Origin of the sequence: Chroococcidiopsis sp. CCNUC1, assembly GCF_023546805.1 — a bacterium.
Lineage (GTDB): Bacteria > Cyanobacteriota > Cyanobacteriia > Cyanobacteriales > Chroococcidiopsidaceae > Chroococcidiopsis > Chroococcidiopsis thermalis.
Genome location: NZ_CP097480.1, coordinates 6,157,198 through 6,170,929 on the forward strand (window position 1 = coordinate 6,157,198; position 13,732 = coordinate 6,170,929).

At 44.4% G+C, this 13,732-nt stretch carries 12 protein-coding genes; 8 read left to right on the forward strand and 4 right to left on the reverse strand.

Annotated features, from left to right (window positions below; genetic code table 11):
* Positions 1 to 44: 44 nt before the first annotated feature.
* The 5 genes from M5J74_RS28505 to M5J74_RS28525 all read left to right on the forward strand — a co-directional run bounded on the left by M5J74_RS28505 (position 45) and on the right by M5J74_RS28525 (position 5,256).
* Positions 45 to 1,139, forward strand: coding sequence for an aromatic ring-hydroxylating dioxygenase subunit alpha (locus M5J74_RS28505; RefSeq protein WP_015157245.1), 1,095 nt, complete (start codon positions 45 to 47; stop codon positions 1,137 to 1,139).
* A 278-nt stretch (positions 1,140 to 1,417) separates the two neighbouring features.
* Complete coding sequence (locus tag M5J74_RS28510; RefSeq protein WP_015157246.1) at positions 1,418 to 2,698, forward strand: aminotransferase class I/II-fold pyridoxal phosphate-dependent enzyme; 1,281 nt, start codon at positions 1,418 to 1,420, stop codon at positions 2,696 to 2,698.
* A gap of 223 nt (positions 2,699 to 2,921) precedes the next feature.
* The gene (locus tag M5J74_RS28515; protein WP_250014636.1) at positions 2,922 to 4,058 is read left to right on the forward strand and encodes a hypothetical protein; all 1,137 of its coding nucleotides are present in this window, start codon (positions 2,922 to 2,924) and stop codon (positions 4,056 to 4,058) included.
* 15 nt (positions 4,059 to 4,073) lie between these two features.
* Positions 4,074 to 4,307, forward strand: a complete 234-nt coding sequence (locus M5J74_RS28520) for a hypothetical protein (RefSeq protein WP_250014638.1) — start codon at positions 4,074 to 4,076, stop codon at positions 4,305 to 4,307.
* A complete protein-coding gene (locus M5J74_RS28525; protein ID WP_015157249.1) occupies positions 4,282 to 5,256 on the forward strand; it encodes an NAD-dependent epimerase/dehydratase family protein in 975 nt (324 codons plus the stop codon). The genes M5J74_RS28520 and M5J74_RS28525 overlap by 26 nt, the downstream gene beginning before the upstream one ends.
* A gap of 82 nt (positions 5,257 to 5,338) precedes the next feature.
* On the opposite strand, the gene M5J74_RS28530 is transcribed toward M5J74_RS28525, so the two are convergent.
* From M5J74_RS28530 to ruvC, 3 genes are all read right to left on the reverse strand, one after another.
* Positions 5,339 to 6,112: an ABC transporter ATP-binding protein gene (locus M5J74_RS28530; protein ID WP_015157250.1), complete on the reverse strand. Its 774-nt coding sequence runs from the start codon at positions 6,110 to 6,112 to the stop codon at positions 5,339 to 5,341.
* A gap of 202 nt (positions 6,113 to 6,314) precedes the next feature.
* Complete coding sequence (locus M5J74_RS28535) at positions 6,315 to 7,556, reverse strand: FtsX-like permease family protein (protein ID WP_015157251.1); 1,242 nt, start codon at positions 7,554 to 7,556, stop codon at positions 6,315 to 6,317.
* A gap of 180 nt (positions 7,557 to 7,736) precedes the next feature.
* A complete protein-coding gene (gene ruvC / locus M5J74_RS28540) occupies positions 7,737 to 8,282 on the reverse strand; it encodes a crossover junction endodeoxyribonuclease RuvC (protein ID WP_041463549.1) in 546 nt (181 codons plus the stop codon).
* A gap of 203 nt (positions 8,283 to 8,485) precedes the next feature.
* Here ruvC and yvcK point away from each other — a divergent pair, with 203 nt between their 5' ends.
* From yvcK to M5J74_RS28555, 3 genes are all read left to right on the forward strand, one after another.
* Complete coding sequence (gene yvcK / locus M5J74_RS28545) at positions 8,486 to 9,874, forward strand: gluconeogenesis factor YvcK family protein (RefSeq protein WP_015157253.1); 1,389 nt, start codon at positions 8,486 to 8,488, stop codon at positions 9,872 to 9,874.
* A gap of 114 nt (positions 9,875 to 9,988) precedes the next feature.
* Positions 9,989 to 10,456, forward strand: a complete 468-nt coding sequence (gene tsaE / locus M5J74_RS28550; protein WP_250014647.1) for a tRNA (adenosine(37)-N6)-threonylcarbamoyltransferase complex ATPase subunit type 1 TsaE — start codon at positions 9,989 to 9,991, stop codon at positions 10,454 to 10,456.
* Positions 10,440 to 11,081, forward strand: coding sequence for a LysE family transporter (locus tag M5J74_RS28555; protein WP_250014649.1), 642 nt, complete (start codon positions 10,440 to 10,442; stop codon positions 11,079 to 11,081). The genes tsaE and M5J74_RS28555 overlap by 17 nt, the downstream gene beginning before the upstream one ends.
* A gap of 1 nt (position 11,082) precedes the next feature.
* Here the strand turns inward: M5J74_RS28555 and M5J74_RS28560 are convergent, their stop codons facing one another.
* Positions 11,083 to 13,425, reverse strand: coding sequence for a diguanylate cyclase domain-containing protein (locus M5J74_RS28560; protein WP_250014666.1), 2,343 nt, complete (start codon positions 13,423 to 13,425; stop codon positions 11,083 to 11,085).
* Positions 13,426 to 13,732: the final 307 nt, after the last annotated feature.

The window sequence follows — 13,732 nt, forward strand, 5'->3', positions numbered from 1 at the left end:
AGAAAGCTAAATATTGTCAGAATCAGGCAAGAGAGGAACGATTCATGGAACTGGCTACGACCTTAACAAGTCAGACAGTTCAGAATGCTATCCGCGAGATCGGGATTAATCCAGATTACTGGTATCCGGTTGGGTGGGCAAATAAACTGCAACCTGGTCATATTATGCCCGTAACGATCTGGAAACAAGCAATTGCTGTTTTCCGCGACACGGACGGACAACTTCATGCTTTAGATGATGCGTGCGCGCATAAGGGTGTGGCTCTACATAAAGGGCAAATTCAAGGGAAACATTTATTGTGTCCCTATCACGGTTGGGAATTTAACGGTGCAGGTCAATGCGTCAAAATCCCATACCTCCCTGAGACACACAAACTACCATGCGCTCAAGTTCGTAGCTACCCCGTCCGCGAAAAGTATAATCTGATCTGGATTTTTCCTGGCGATGCGAGTTTGGCAACTAGCATTCCCTTACCAGAAATACCGGAATTCGACGATCCAGATTGTCTGATGGTTCCGATTCCGGCTCATTTCCAGGCGCATTTCACCATCTGCAACGAAAACACGATGGATGTGTTTCACGGGTTTTTACACAAAAATCTCCAAGGTTGGTTTGACCCCGTGCTGACTAGCTTGAAGACAACAGAATCATCGGTTCATGCCGATTATCGAGTGTCTTATAAGGGAGTCATGACGAAAATTCTGGGTTTGAGCGATCGCGGTGATGAGGTGACAACCCGGACTGTCACGCTCCATTACCAATATCCCCACTACCACAGTTCTCTAGAGGGGGTTTCCTCTTTATACCTGATGCGATCGCCTATGGGAGCAACAGAAACCAAATCGTTTACCTTGATGTTTCTGCGGCTGAATTTACCTAAGTGGTTGGTGCAGCCGTTCAAACCCCTGATTTCTGCTTATATCTGGCGCTTTCTATTTTCCAAGTTTCTCGATCAAGATATCGAAATGATGGAGAGCGAGCAACGCACTTATTCAAACAACCCCCAACGTCGCTATGTAGAGATTAATCCGGCAATTATTGCCTTGCAAAAGGTCATGATGCGGCAATACGAGCAATATCGCCGCAAAACCCTGTCTTCCCAACTTTCAGGGAACCAGCAGGGGGAATCGCTGTCTTAATCGGCAGCGATCTCTTCTAGTCGGGTATAGTCAAGCTAATTTATTATCAATCGCATGAAGCAATTATCTCGTCAATACAGTCAAAGATCGCTGGCTCGATCGCTAGGAATGGTATAGTGCTGGCAAAATGTCTTATTCATAGACTCAATTAAGCTGCCCGAGCCGGCAGGAAATGACAACCTGGATAGTCTAAAAATTACCTAACCAGGGAAAATATTAATAATGTTTAGCCAGACGCACAAAGCTATCTGGGAATTTCAGGTGAGGGGAGTAAATTCGTGCAAGTAGTCAAAGAGTACGTTCAGCGCTTATATGACAGCGGGCTAGCCCCCGACGAGTTCATTTGTCATCGCCGTCAGGGTAATTTAGTTGAAATCGAAGAAGGAGCAACGGGCAAGCGGCAAAATGTCTTGACATTCTGCACCAATGATGTATTGGGACTGGTGCAGAACGAAGCCGTGCAGCAAGCGGCAATTGATGCGATCTTGCAATACGGTACTTCTAATAGTGGAACCTCAGTTTTAAACGGTCGCATTGACTTACACCGTCAACTCGAAGCAGAAATCTCTGCTTTTAAGCATCTGCCCCACACCCAGCTATTTTTGAATGCTTGGATGGCAATGCAAGCCTTGATGGATGCTTTTTGTCATCTCGCTATTCCCGTACCAGGATTTCAAAATACGCGAGAGACTCTGATCCTGACGGACGTACTCAACCACGGCTGTATTGTCTCGGCTGTTGTCAATGCCGGGACTCGCTCTGGAAAAGTCTTCAGCCACAGTCCCCGCGTCCGCGTCAAAGCCTATCGCCACTGCGATACTGAAGACTTGGAGCGGAAGTTATATCGCTATGCTCGTCCCGACGACAGAATTATGGTAGTGTCCGATGCTGTCTTCTCGATGGATGGTGACATCGCCCCTCTACCAGATATGCTTGATGTGCTGCAAAACTATGAAGGTAGCGTGCTGGTCATGGATGAGGCACACGCTAGCGGCGCGATTGGAGCCACGGGGAGGGGGATTTACGAGTATTTTGGGATAACCCCTCAAAATGCGATCGCGCGGGGGATCGTGCCGTTGATTATGACCACATTTTCTAAGTTTGCGGCTTCGGCTGGGGCAGCAATTAGCAGTCCTGTGGCTGAATTGATCCCGTTGATGAATTTCTCTCCCACCTCCATCGGCACGGTTTCTTTACCCGCACCTACCGCTGCTGCTGCTTTGGAAAGCATTCGCCAAGTGCGCCAACATCCCGAACTGGTACAACAACTGCAAGCAAAAACCAAATATTTGCGATCGCGTTTGGCTAAGCATGATTTTGAAGCTTTGGGCGAAACCAACGTCGTCCCCGTCGTGTTACCCACTGAGTGCAATCCGAAATACTTTGCCCGTCAATTAATGCAAGAACATGGCATCTGGGCATCGGCAATTTGGTACATTGCTAAGCCACGCTTGCGGATCACCGTTAATGCCTTGCACACCGAAGAGGATATGGATCGGTTAGTCGAAGGAATGGTAGCAATTCGGGATACGATCTACAAACCCATGATCAGCGCCTAGCGAAACGAGCTAAATTCCAAATTCAATTATTAAAAACTTAGATAATTTTTTAAGACCAGGATGCATTGCTGTATTTTGGTCTTAATCGTTTTTTCAAAGATAATTTTCGCTTGCGTCCATAACATTTGTAGGGGCGCACAGCTGTGCGCCCCCACGGAGCGTGTATTTCATCCAGTTACAAATAAGAGCGATCGCACAATTTTTTGACACTGTTGTGTAAATTATGCAAACGATTACAAAGTTTCAAATTAAACCTGTCACGACTCCAGTAGAACAAGAACTTTTTCTCGATGTTCCTGCTAGGGTTTATGCGAACGACCCTTACTGGGTTCCCCCCATCCGCAGCAGTGAAGCCAAGCAATTCTCGCCTAGCAATACTTTCTTTGAGTATGGTAAGGCACAGCAATTTATCGCTCTATCTCAGTCAGGAGAACCAATCGGCAGAATTGTTGCTGCTGTGAATCAACGGTTGATAGAGAAAGAAGGTCAGCCAGTCGGAGTCTTCGGTTTTTTTGAATGTATCTCCGATTTTGATGTGGCTCAAGCCCTCCTCCAGGTTGCTTGTGATTGGCTGCGAGAACAAGGTATGACTGTAGTTAGGGGACCAATCGATTTTTCAACTCACAACGGCTGTTTGTTTTTAGTCGATGGCTTTGACTCCCCGCCGATGATTTTAATGCCTTACAATCCACCCTATTACCCAGAGTTTATCGAACGGGATGGTTGGTACAAAGGTAAAGATGCTTACACGTATAACTTTCCCCTAGATAAACCTTTACCAACGGAATTTGAAAAGGCTTATCGTATCGCTTGTAAAGCTGGCATAACTTTTCGTCCCATTAGAACCAAGGGTGAGGAATTTGAGGCAGATGCGCTGAAAGTTTACGATCTCCTCGTGCGCATGTTTACCGACAACTACAGTTATTCACCGCAAACCCCAGCAGAGTTTTTAGATAAAGCGCGATCGTTCCAATCTCTGATCGATCCTGATGTTTTTCCCATTGCGGAATACAACGGTGAAATGGTGGGGATGTGGATGGGATTACCTGACTACAATATCGCTCTCAAGCATCTAGGTGGCAAACTCGATTGGCTCGGCACGTTAAAATTCTTGTGGTATCGCCGCCAAATTGACCAAGGGAGAGTAATTTACATTTGCTCCCTCCCTGAATATCGCCGCAAAATGGTTTCTTTGGCTCTCATTTATTTGGGAATGCAAGGCGGAATTAAAAAAGGCAAGCCTTACAAACGAGCGGAATTAGGACATATTTACGAAGATAACTCTGCTTCTCGCAAGCTTGTAGAGGCTGCTGGTGGTAAAATTCACAAAACCTACCGGATTTACGAGAAAGCTTTGTGAGTGTTTTAGCTACTCGTGGGAAGAAGGACAAGGGGGACAAAGGGGACAAGGGGGACAAGGGGGACAAGGGGGACAAGGGGGACAAGGGGGACAAGGGAGACAAGGGGGACAAGGGGGACAAGGGGGACAAGGGAGACAAGGGAGAATAACAACCAACTACCAACAACCATTAACCGTCAACTACTAACTACCAACTACCAACTACCAATTACCCACACCCTTCATGAAAGCACTAGTTACTGGCGCTAACGGTTTTACAGGTTCTCATTTAGTCCGTGCTTTAACCCAACGAGGAGATACTGTTGTTGGTTTGATACGCAAGTCTAGCAATCTTTCCCGTCTGGCTGACTGCCCCATAGAGCTAGTTTACGGCGATATTAGCGATCGCCATGCTCTGCGTGCTGCTATGGCTGGTGTAGACGTGGTGTTTCACACGGCGGCTTATGTGGAATTAGGCATAGTCGATGCAGCTAAGATGGAACGGGTCAACGTAGAAGGAACCCACGCTGTCTTAGATGTTGCCCAAGAATTGAAAGTAGGAAAAGTCGTTTACTGTAGCACTGTAGGAATTTACGGCGATACTCAGGGGAAAGTTATTGATGAAACTTTTAATCGCACTCAAACTGACTTTTCCTCTGCTTATGACGTGACTAAATACAAAGCACAAAAGTTAGCCGACCAATTTGCTGCCCAAGGTTTACCTGTAGTTAGTGTCATGCCTTCGGGTATTTTTGGCTCTGACGATCCCCATTTCGGACCCGTACTGAAACAATTTCTTAAAGGCGGACTGAAATTATGGGCGGGGGGCGATCGCATTACGGGTATCGTTCACGTCGATGACTTAGTAGAAGCGATGCTTTTAGCTGCTGAAAAAGGCAAAACTGGCGAACATTTCATTATCTCTGCCGGAGATTTGCCTACGAAGGAAATGTTTCAAATTATCTCCCAAGAGTCAGGAATTCCCGTTCCCAAGGAAGCACCCAAATCTCTTGTAAAGCTTGTCGGTAATGTTCTCGATCCAATTGGCAGACTGCTAAAATGGCAACCTCCCCTCAGCCGCGAACGAGTTCATTACGTGTACGATCGCTGCGTGCGGGTTGATGCGACAAAGGCAAGAAAAGAGTTAGGCTGGCAACCGCGATCGGTGGAAGAAGTATTGCGTCAAATTGTGAAAGAATTAACGCAATCATCGGTATAACACGGAAGGGGCGCACAGCTGTGCGCCCCTACCCACATCGAAATTTTTATTGGGGTGCGTTATCTAACACACCCTACGATTCCTACTTCTGCGTCAACATCCCATCTTCTAAATAGCTGACGCGATCGGCAACGTCAATAATTCTGGGGTCGTGTGTCACCATCAAAACAGTACAACCTTGCTCTTTTGCCAAATTGCGAAGTAACTGAATTACGTTGTGACCGCTTTGAGAATCTAAAGCTGCTGTGGGTTCGTCTGCCATAATCAACTTGGGATTACCAGCCAAAGCACGGGCGATCGCGACTCGCTGTTTTTGTCCGCCGGATAGATCGCTAGGTTTTTGATTCACCTGCGCCCCTAATCCTACTTGTTCTAGCAAAGTTCGTGCTTGTTTTTGGGCGATCGCACCATTAATCCCCTTATAGTTCAGCACTAACTCGACATTTTCTGCTGCCGTCAGCGCCGGAAATAAGTTAAAACCTTGGAAGATAAAACCAATATTATGTAATCTAAATTTCGCCAGCTTTTCCCGAGACATTCTAGTAATCTCTTTGCCAAGCAAGTAAACGCATCCTTCTGTTGGCGTAAGCAATCCTGCCAAAATTGATAGCAAAGTTGTCTTACCCGAACCGGATGGTCCCATAAGTAATTGAATATCACCAGCTCGAATTTCGAGATCGATCCCCTTCAGCACGGGATACTGCTGTTGTCCTGACTGAAATGCCATTTCTATCCCTTTAGCGACAATGGCTGACGATTCTGGGATATTTGCACCACAGTTCGATTCCGCCGATCTTTTGCGGTGCTTGATTGAAGGCTTAATTGCAGTGGCGAAATTGATTAAAGAGGCTGTCATTATTGCAAATATTTAATCGATATGGTTTTAACTTCACGAAAATTTGGAGTAGCCAGGAAAAATATTAAACTTTGTAATGCATGAATGTATTCTACTTACCTTATTTATTTCTCCCTATATAGCTTTCGGAATAAATGAAGCATTTATGAAGTTGTATATAGATATTGTAAATAGTTTTTTTCTCTCCCTGGGAAGAAGGAAATTATGCCTTAAAGACGATTGCCGGATCGACCCGCGTTACTTTTTGAATGGCAAAGATTGCCGAACCGACACAAATTGCTACCGTAATGCCAAACACGGCGATCGCCGTAGCAGGGGTAATCAAGATCGTGATACCCTGCGTCGCAAAAGTCCATGCACCGACTCCAAAGCAAAGAACTATACCTGGGATATAGCCCAAAACCGCCATCCAAAGCGATTGTTCGATAATTACGCCATATATAGTCCAATCGGATGCCCCCATTGCTTTAAGCGTGCCAAACTCGCGCAAATGGTCAGAGACGGAAGAATAGAGAATTTGACCCACAATGATGCCCCCTACGATAATGCCTACAGTTGCACCCAACCCCAAAATAAAACCAACCCCCGTTCGGCGCTGCCAGAACTGCTGCGTTTTCTTAATCAACTCAGCTTGAGTATATGCAGTGGTATTGGGAATAGCTGTTTCTAATCTCTGCTTGAGCTGTTGCAGGTCTTGCCCAGATTGAGCGCGAATTAAAATGAAAGAAATCGTATCTGAAGCTGCTAGCTGACGTGGTTTAGCTTGAGGACTCTGTTTCTGATTTGTCGGTATACTCGTACATTGAATGTCTTCTGAACCAGTCTGCAACTTACAGGACAACCTAGCATTCTGACCACCAGTTGCATAAGCATTGGCATTCTCTAAAGACGTGAAAACAAAAGGATTAGAAGTAATCGAGCGATTACCTTGAGTCAAGCCTACCAAACGCACTGGTAGAGAACCAAGTTCTGCTATGTCGCCAACTTTGCTAACATTTAGCGATCGCAACGTGCTAGTATCTGCGATCGCTGTGTAAGGTTGTTGCAAAGCTTGCCTACTACCCTGGATCAAATTGTTGGGGTTAAATAGTTGTCCTTGCGGATCGAAACCAATCACCCTTACCAAATTGATATCGCTGCTGGAATGTCGCCAAACAGCACTTTTAAAGATCAGTGCTTCAGCGCGTGCTACTCCTGCTATCTCCTGAGCTTGGTCTAATGTTGTTGCTGGTAGCGGCAAGCTGAGTTCTGGCTGGACTAATGTATCAGAAGTTACCCAAATATCAGCATTGGCATTATATATTAACTGTGCTGCCGATCGCGTAAATCCATTGAAGATCCCTGTTTGAATAGTTACCAGGCTCACGGCGAACATAATTCCTGCTTGCGCTACCAAAAAGCGAGGAATATCTTCCAGCAGGTTTTTACGAGCGAGTGAAACCATAAGACAAGAGCGTGTATAGGAATATCTTACCGAGCAACAACTTTTGTTTTTCTGACAGTAGACAGTTTGTTATTTGTCATTTGGAATTGGTAATTGGTAATTGGTAGTTGATAGTTGACGGTTAATGGTTGCTGGTCACTGGTCACTGGTCACTAGTCACTGATAACTGGTAACTGCTCCCTAGACTTGAAACCATGCAGTTAAGGCTACTGCTAAAGCATCAGCAGCGTCGTCTGGCTGAGGGATGTAGTCTAGATTTAATTCGCGGGCTACTGCGAGTTGGACATCGCGTTTATCGGCATTGCCCCACCCCGTCAGCGCTTGCTTAATTTGGGCGGGAGTAAACTCGATGTAGGGGATGTTGTGCTGGGCTAGGACAAGCATTAAAACTCCCCGTGCTTGAGCTACGGAAATAGTACTAGCCATGCGGTAAAAGAACAGCTTTTCAATTGCTACTAAGTCCGGTTGCCATTCTTGAAGTATGGTATGTAAATCTTCATAAATCGTACAAAGTCGGCTGCCGATCTCGTTTTTAGCAGCAGTTTGAATTATGCCAAAGTCTAGCAACTTGACCGAAGTGGCGATCGCTTGGGTCGGAATTGGGGCAGACTTTAATGAAGTTGCTGTTGCGATCGGATCTCCTACTGGCGTACAAATAGCACCGAAGCCTAAAATTGCTAGCCCGGGATCTAATCCCAGAATCCGTTTTTCTAGGCGTTTTTCCAGCCGTTGTTCAATTTGTTGTTTCGATCCCACTGAACCCTTTTACCTCGTTCCCATGTCTAGATTGCTATCATTGTTCCGCAAGTTCTCTTTTGCAAGTTCTCTAAAGTGACTTAGTTTCTAGTTGGTCGATCGTCTGATATACATTGTCATATCCACCTGCATCAGATTCACCTGCGTTATGTCCACCTGCCACGTATCCAGTTATGCCTTTTAATACTCCTAAACGAATTCTCAAGTATTTTCGGCAGGACTCCCGCGCTGTCACTCCCTATCGTGTCAACCAATGGTTTAAGTGGTTATCTCCTGGTTTATCAATCAAGCGCTGGTTATTAATTAGTGCTAGTGGAGTGTGTTTTGTTGGTTTAGGTTTGGCAATCTGGATTAAACTAACACCAATTTTTTATGCAATTCAATTAGTTGAAGGGTTTCTCAATAAAGTTACAACTATTTTACCTAGCTATATTAGCGGTCCTTTAGTTTTGTTATTGGGCTTTTTGTTAATTCTCTGGGGGCAATCTCGAACCGTAGGTTCAATTACTGAGGTATTCCGCACGGATGGCGATGAAGAACTGATCGATTTACTGTTGAACTATCGCCGCTTAAACCGAGGACCAAAAATTGTGGTTGTGGGTGGTGGTACGGGACTATCAACGCTATTACGGGGATTGAAAACATACAGTGCTAACATTACTGCTGTTGTCACCGTAGCGGACGATGGCGGTTCCTCTGGAAGGTTGCGTCGCGAAATCGGCGTTTTACCCCCAGGAGATATTCGTAGTTGCCTAGCAGCGCTAGCATCAGAAGAAAAATTATTGACAGAACTATTTCAGTATCGCTTCAAAGCTGGAGATGGATTAGTCGGACACAGTTTTGGCAATTTATTTTTGACCGCTATGAGCGATATTACTGGAGATTTGGAACAGGCGATCGCGGCAAGTTCCAAGGTTCTTGCTGTCAGAGGTCAAGTGTTGCCAGCAACTCTCAGCGATATGCGTTTGTGGGCAGAATTAGCGGACGGTCGCCGGATAGAAGGGGAGTCTAATATCACTCATGCTAAGGGTAGTATTATCAGACTCGGTTGCACTCCTACCAATCCCCCAGCACTACCCAAAGCCTTGCAAGCGATCGAGGAAGCAGACTTTATTGTTATTGGTCCTGGCAGTCTTTACACTAGTATCATTCCTAATTTGTTAGTACCAGAAATCGCCGCCGCGATCGCCAAACGGTGTCAAAAAGGCAATCCTCCGATTCCCTGTATCTACGTCTGCAATATCATGACTCAACCAGGTGAAACTCAAGGTTATTCTGTTGCAGATCACATTCGCGCGATCGATCGCGCTTGCGGGCGACATTTATTTAGTGCTGTACTCGTACAAAAGCAATCTCCTTCAGAAACTAGCTTAATCCGCTACGCTCAAGAAAATTCTCATCCTGTCTTTCTCGATCGCGAAGAAGTAGCACAGTTAAAGCGACGAATTATCCTTGCTAACGTGATGGATGAAGACGAACAAGGTTTAGTACGTCACAACCCGCAACGCTTGGCAGGAGTCCTATTTCGCTGGTACAGTCGGGCGAGTAAGATGAGAGGATGAGGTTAAAAGTCAAAAGTTAAAAGTCAAAAGTCAAAAGTCAGGAGTCAGGAGACAGAAGTTATGACTAACCAGTAGTAACTGATAACTGATAACTGATAACTACTCATTCAAATCATGAGAGAGACAATTGTACTTTCGTTAACAAATGCAGCAGCAACGCGATCGCTTGGTGTTAATTTAGGGCGCTGTTTGCCTGCTGGTAGTACGATTTTGTTAGAAGGCGATCTAGGTAGTGGGAAAACGACTTTGGTACAGGGGATTGGTGCGGGTTTGGGGATTCACGAGCCAATCCAGAGTCCTACTTTTACGTTAATTAGCGAGTATTTAGAAGGTCGAATACCTTTATATCATTTCGATTTGTATCGTTTAGAACCAACAGAAATTACAGAATTACAACCAGAAATTTATTGGGAAGGAATAGAGTTTGCCCCTGGAATTGTGGCAATTGAATGGGCAGAAAAGTTAGATTACAAGCCGTTAGATTATCTCCTGATTCGACTGATGCATCGAGACGATCGCGATCGCATAGCTGAACTTACCTGGATTGGAAACTTTCAATTAGATTATGCCTTTATTACCTGAATTAATTGCTGTAGCTATTTTACAATTTCTAGTGATTATTGCACCTGGAGCAGATTTTGTGGTGATTTGTCGTAATAGTTTAGTTTATTCGCGGCGAACGGGAATTTATTCTGCTCTCGGTTTAACTTTGGGAATTTTGGTTCATGCTAGTTATTCTTTAATTGGGATTGGTTTTATTATCTCGCGATCGATTGTTTTATTTGCTTTGATTAAGTATTTAGGTGCTGCTTATCTAATTTACCTTGGTTATAAATCATTAATAGCAAAACCAAGACGGCAACTAGAACAGCAGTCTAGACGCTCGCAGACTAGTCAAGATCTTAGTAAGCTAGCAGCCGTTAGAATGGGGTTTGTTAACAATATTCTCAATCCTAAAGTGACTTTATTTTTTTTAAGTTTATTTACTCAAGTTATCAACCCGCTTACACCTATACCCGTTCAAATTTGGTACGGCTTGCAAATGGGAATAATGACTTTTACTTGGTATACATCAGTAGCGCTCGTCATGTCTCACCCCATACTTAAAGAAAAATTACTTTCAGTTACCCATTATTTAGAAAAGGCAATGGGAGCAGTTTTAATTGCTTTAGGAATCAGGGTTGCATTATCGGGAGTAGAGAAATAAATTATCGCCGCGCCGACTGTTCGACTGGATTGCGATCGCAAATTTCATAACGTCCTTTACCAGTAGTTTTTGCCCGATACATAGTGAGGTCAGCCTTGTGTAACAAATCTTCCGGTCGTTCGTAACCTGTAAGATTAAAGGCAACGCCAATACTAGCGCTAGTATCGATCGTATGTCCGCCGAAGTGAAAAGGTAAATTTAATTCTCGTTGAATGCGCTCGGCAACATGTACGGCATCATTCGTATTTTTAATATTTTCTAGTAAGATAGTAAATTCGTCTCCTCCTAACCTGGCTACTAAGTCGTCTGGGCGCAGACAAGCTTGCAGACGATGTGAAATTGCAATTAACAAGCGATCGCCAATTGCATGTCCTAGAGTATCGTTAACTGATTTAAACCGATCTAAATCAACAAATAAAACAGCTAATAAAGAATGTTCTTGTTGACTGCCATCGAGAGCGCTATCTAAACGTTGCATGAATAAAGTACGGTTAGCCAATCCAGTTAAAGGATCGTGCGAAGCTTGATGCATCAGTTTTTTCTCGGTGATGTGACACGCGAGAATTTCGGCGCGGAGTTGCTGATTGACTTCTGCCAATTCTCCAGTCCGTTCGCGAATTCTGTTTTCTACTTCGTCGTAGGCTGACTGTAAGGCAACTTGCGATCGTTGTCGTTCCCAAGCTGATAATGCCAAAGCAACTAAATTCGCGATCGAAGCTGTAAAATTTTGTTCTTCAATTAACCATTGGCGTGATGTTTTCTTGTGTCCGTGGCAGACAATACCTACAATCCTACCATTGAGGTAAATTGGTGCGTTCACCATTGCGCCAATTCCAAGTTTTCCCAAAAATCGCTCTGCCATTTTTTTGGTTTTGGGTTCGGTGCGTACATCTGCTGTTGCTAATGCTCGCTCTTGACGCAAGGCTTTAAAGTAACCAGGATAATCTGACGCTTGCCACTCCATCCCTGTTGTATACGCAGCAGTACTGCATTGATATAGAGCCGCACACTGTAATTTTCTGCCTCCAGGACTATACACCCACACGCTGGCATACTCCACCTCTAGAGTATCGGCTGCTGCTGCCGTAATTTCACGTAAACGAGCGTTGAGGTCGCTATTTTCTGCCGTTTGTCGCTTAGCTAGCTCGGTTAAAATCTTGCTGTATTTGTAATAGCGTTCTTCCCTCGCTCGTTGTTGATATTGAGAATCTGCTAAGGCTTGCAGCATATGATTAATTGCATCTGCTAAGCTTGATAGTTCATCTTTATTTGCTGCTATATTTTGGGATACTGCATCTCCCGTGCTGAGACTGCGAACATTGCTGCTGAGGCTAGAAAGCCTTGAAAACACTAATCGATCGAGTAGCAGTAGCACGATCGCGCTCACGCTTACACTAACGACCAATAAGCATAAAAATAAGTAGCGAATGCTAGCTTGTCCTTGATGGTAGATATTTCTGGGCATTTTAACGCTCACAATGACAGCAGGTTGCCCGTAAATATCCCTAATCAGAGTATATCCAGCAATAGTTTCTTCGTTGAGAGGACGCACCAAAACTTGCTGCTGCAATAAAGCAGTCCTTGCTGCTTGGAGATCGGCAGGTAGGCGATCGTCATTAACTGCGTGTAGAGCAAAATCGAGATGAGTGCGTTCGGATATGCGAGCGATCGCATCGCGGTTGAGATAGCGACCGAGAATTAAGACTCCATGACTCGATTTGCTCCGCTCTGTTTTGCGAATCGGTCTGACAGCAATTAATATTGGGGTACGTTGAAGCAGAATTAATCCGGCGATCGCATTATCTCCCCGCAACAGTTCCTTGCTAGCCAAATGTTGCTGAAGATCGCTACCAACGGGTAAGCATTTTTGACAGGTCGGCTCGGAAAATTTTCCGTAAACAATTTCCCCCGATGAATTGACAAAAGCTACTAAGTTTAGCTGGACGTTAGTGAGACTAAGATTATCTACATTATTGTCAATATAGCTTTGATTCGAGTTGTCAAAGAACACGTAAGTTTCGTCCCATTCAGCCCAATCTGTAGCAATCAGATTGACTCGAAAAATTTCTTCATCCAAAGCTTTTTGGACTCGCTCAACCCGAGCGCGAGTCTCCTGTTGCTCTAACTGGATAAAGCTACCAAGTAAAACGGTAGACGAGGTAGTGTAAAGAACTGTAACCAGGCTAACTATAGTAGTTCCGACAATTGGCAGTATTTTTTGGCGTAGTCTCATGGGTTTGACTTTGCTAACCCTTAAAAGCTTGACTAAAGAAGTTTCCAAACCCCATAATTGCAGCACGGCTAAGTGTAATTTCAACCCAGTTATCGCCTTCAATAATTTCAATTTAAAAAAGTAAATTTAAAAAGCGATCGTCTGCTACCAATGAGGATTGTTAACCCGTCGAGGTGAATAACATTCTTAGGAAATCATAAAGTTCTATAGGGCTACCACCGTAAATTTACTGATGTCGTGAACTCCTAACATTTCCTATTTTTAAGTCCTCCGTAGGTTTGCGGTATTATCTTATTTGATATGAGTTTTAGAATTTATTAATATTTAGCTATTTAAAAAATATATCCGTAAATTTGCTGAAGTTGTTGCCAGTTGTCAGTTATCAGTGACCAGTTATCAGGGAGCAGAGAGCAGAGAG

Coding starts and splice junctions, on each gene's coding strand:
- M5J74_RS28505 (WP_015157245.1), top strand. CDS start 45: ATGGAACTGGCTACGACCTTAACAAGTCAGACAGTTCAGAATGCTATC.
- M5J74_RS28515 (WP_250014636.1), top strand. CDS start 2,922: ATGCAAACGATTACAAAGTTTCAAATTAAACCTGTCACGACTCCAGTA.
- M5J74_RS28525 (WP_015157249.1), top strand. CDS start 4,282: ATGAAAGCACTAGTTACTGGCGCTAACGGTTTTACAGGTTCTCATTTA.
- M5J74_RS28530 (WP_015157250.1), bottom strand. CDS start 6,112: ATGACAGCCTCTTTAATCAATTTCGCCACTGCAATTAAGCCTTCAATC.
- M5J74_RS28535 (WP_015157251.1), bottom strand. CDS start 7,556: ATGGTTTCACTCGCTCGTAAAAACCTGCTGGAAGATATTCCTCGCTTT.
- yvcK (WP_015157253.1), top strand. CDS start 8,486: ATGCCTTTTAATACTCCTAAACGAATTCTCAAGTATTTTCGGCAGGAC.
- tsaE (WP_250014647.1), top strand. CDS start 9,989: ATGAGAGAGACAATTGTACTTTCGTTAACAAATGCAGCAGCAACGCGA.
- M5J74_RS28555 (WP_250014649.1), top strand. CDS start 10,440: ATGCCTTTATTACCTGAATTAATTGCTGTAGCTATTTTACAATTTCTA.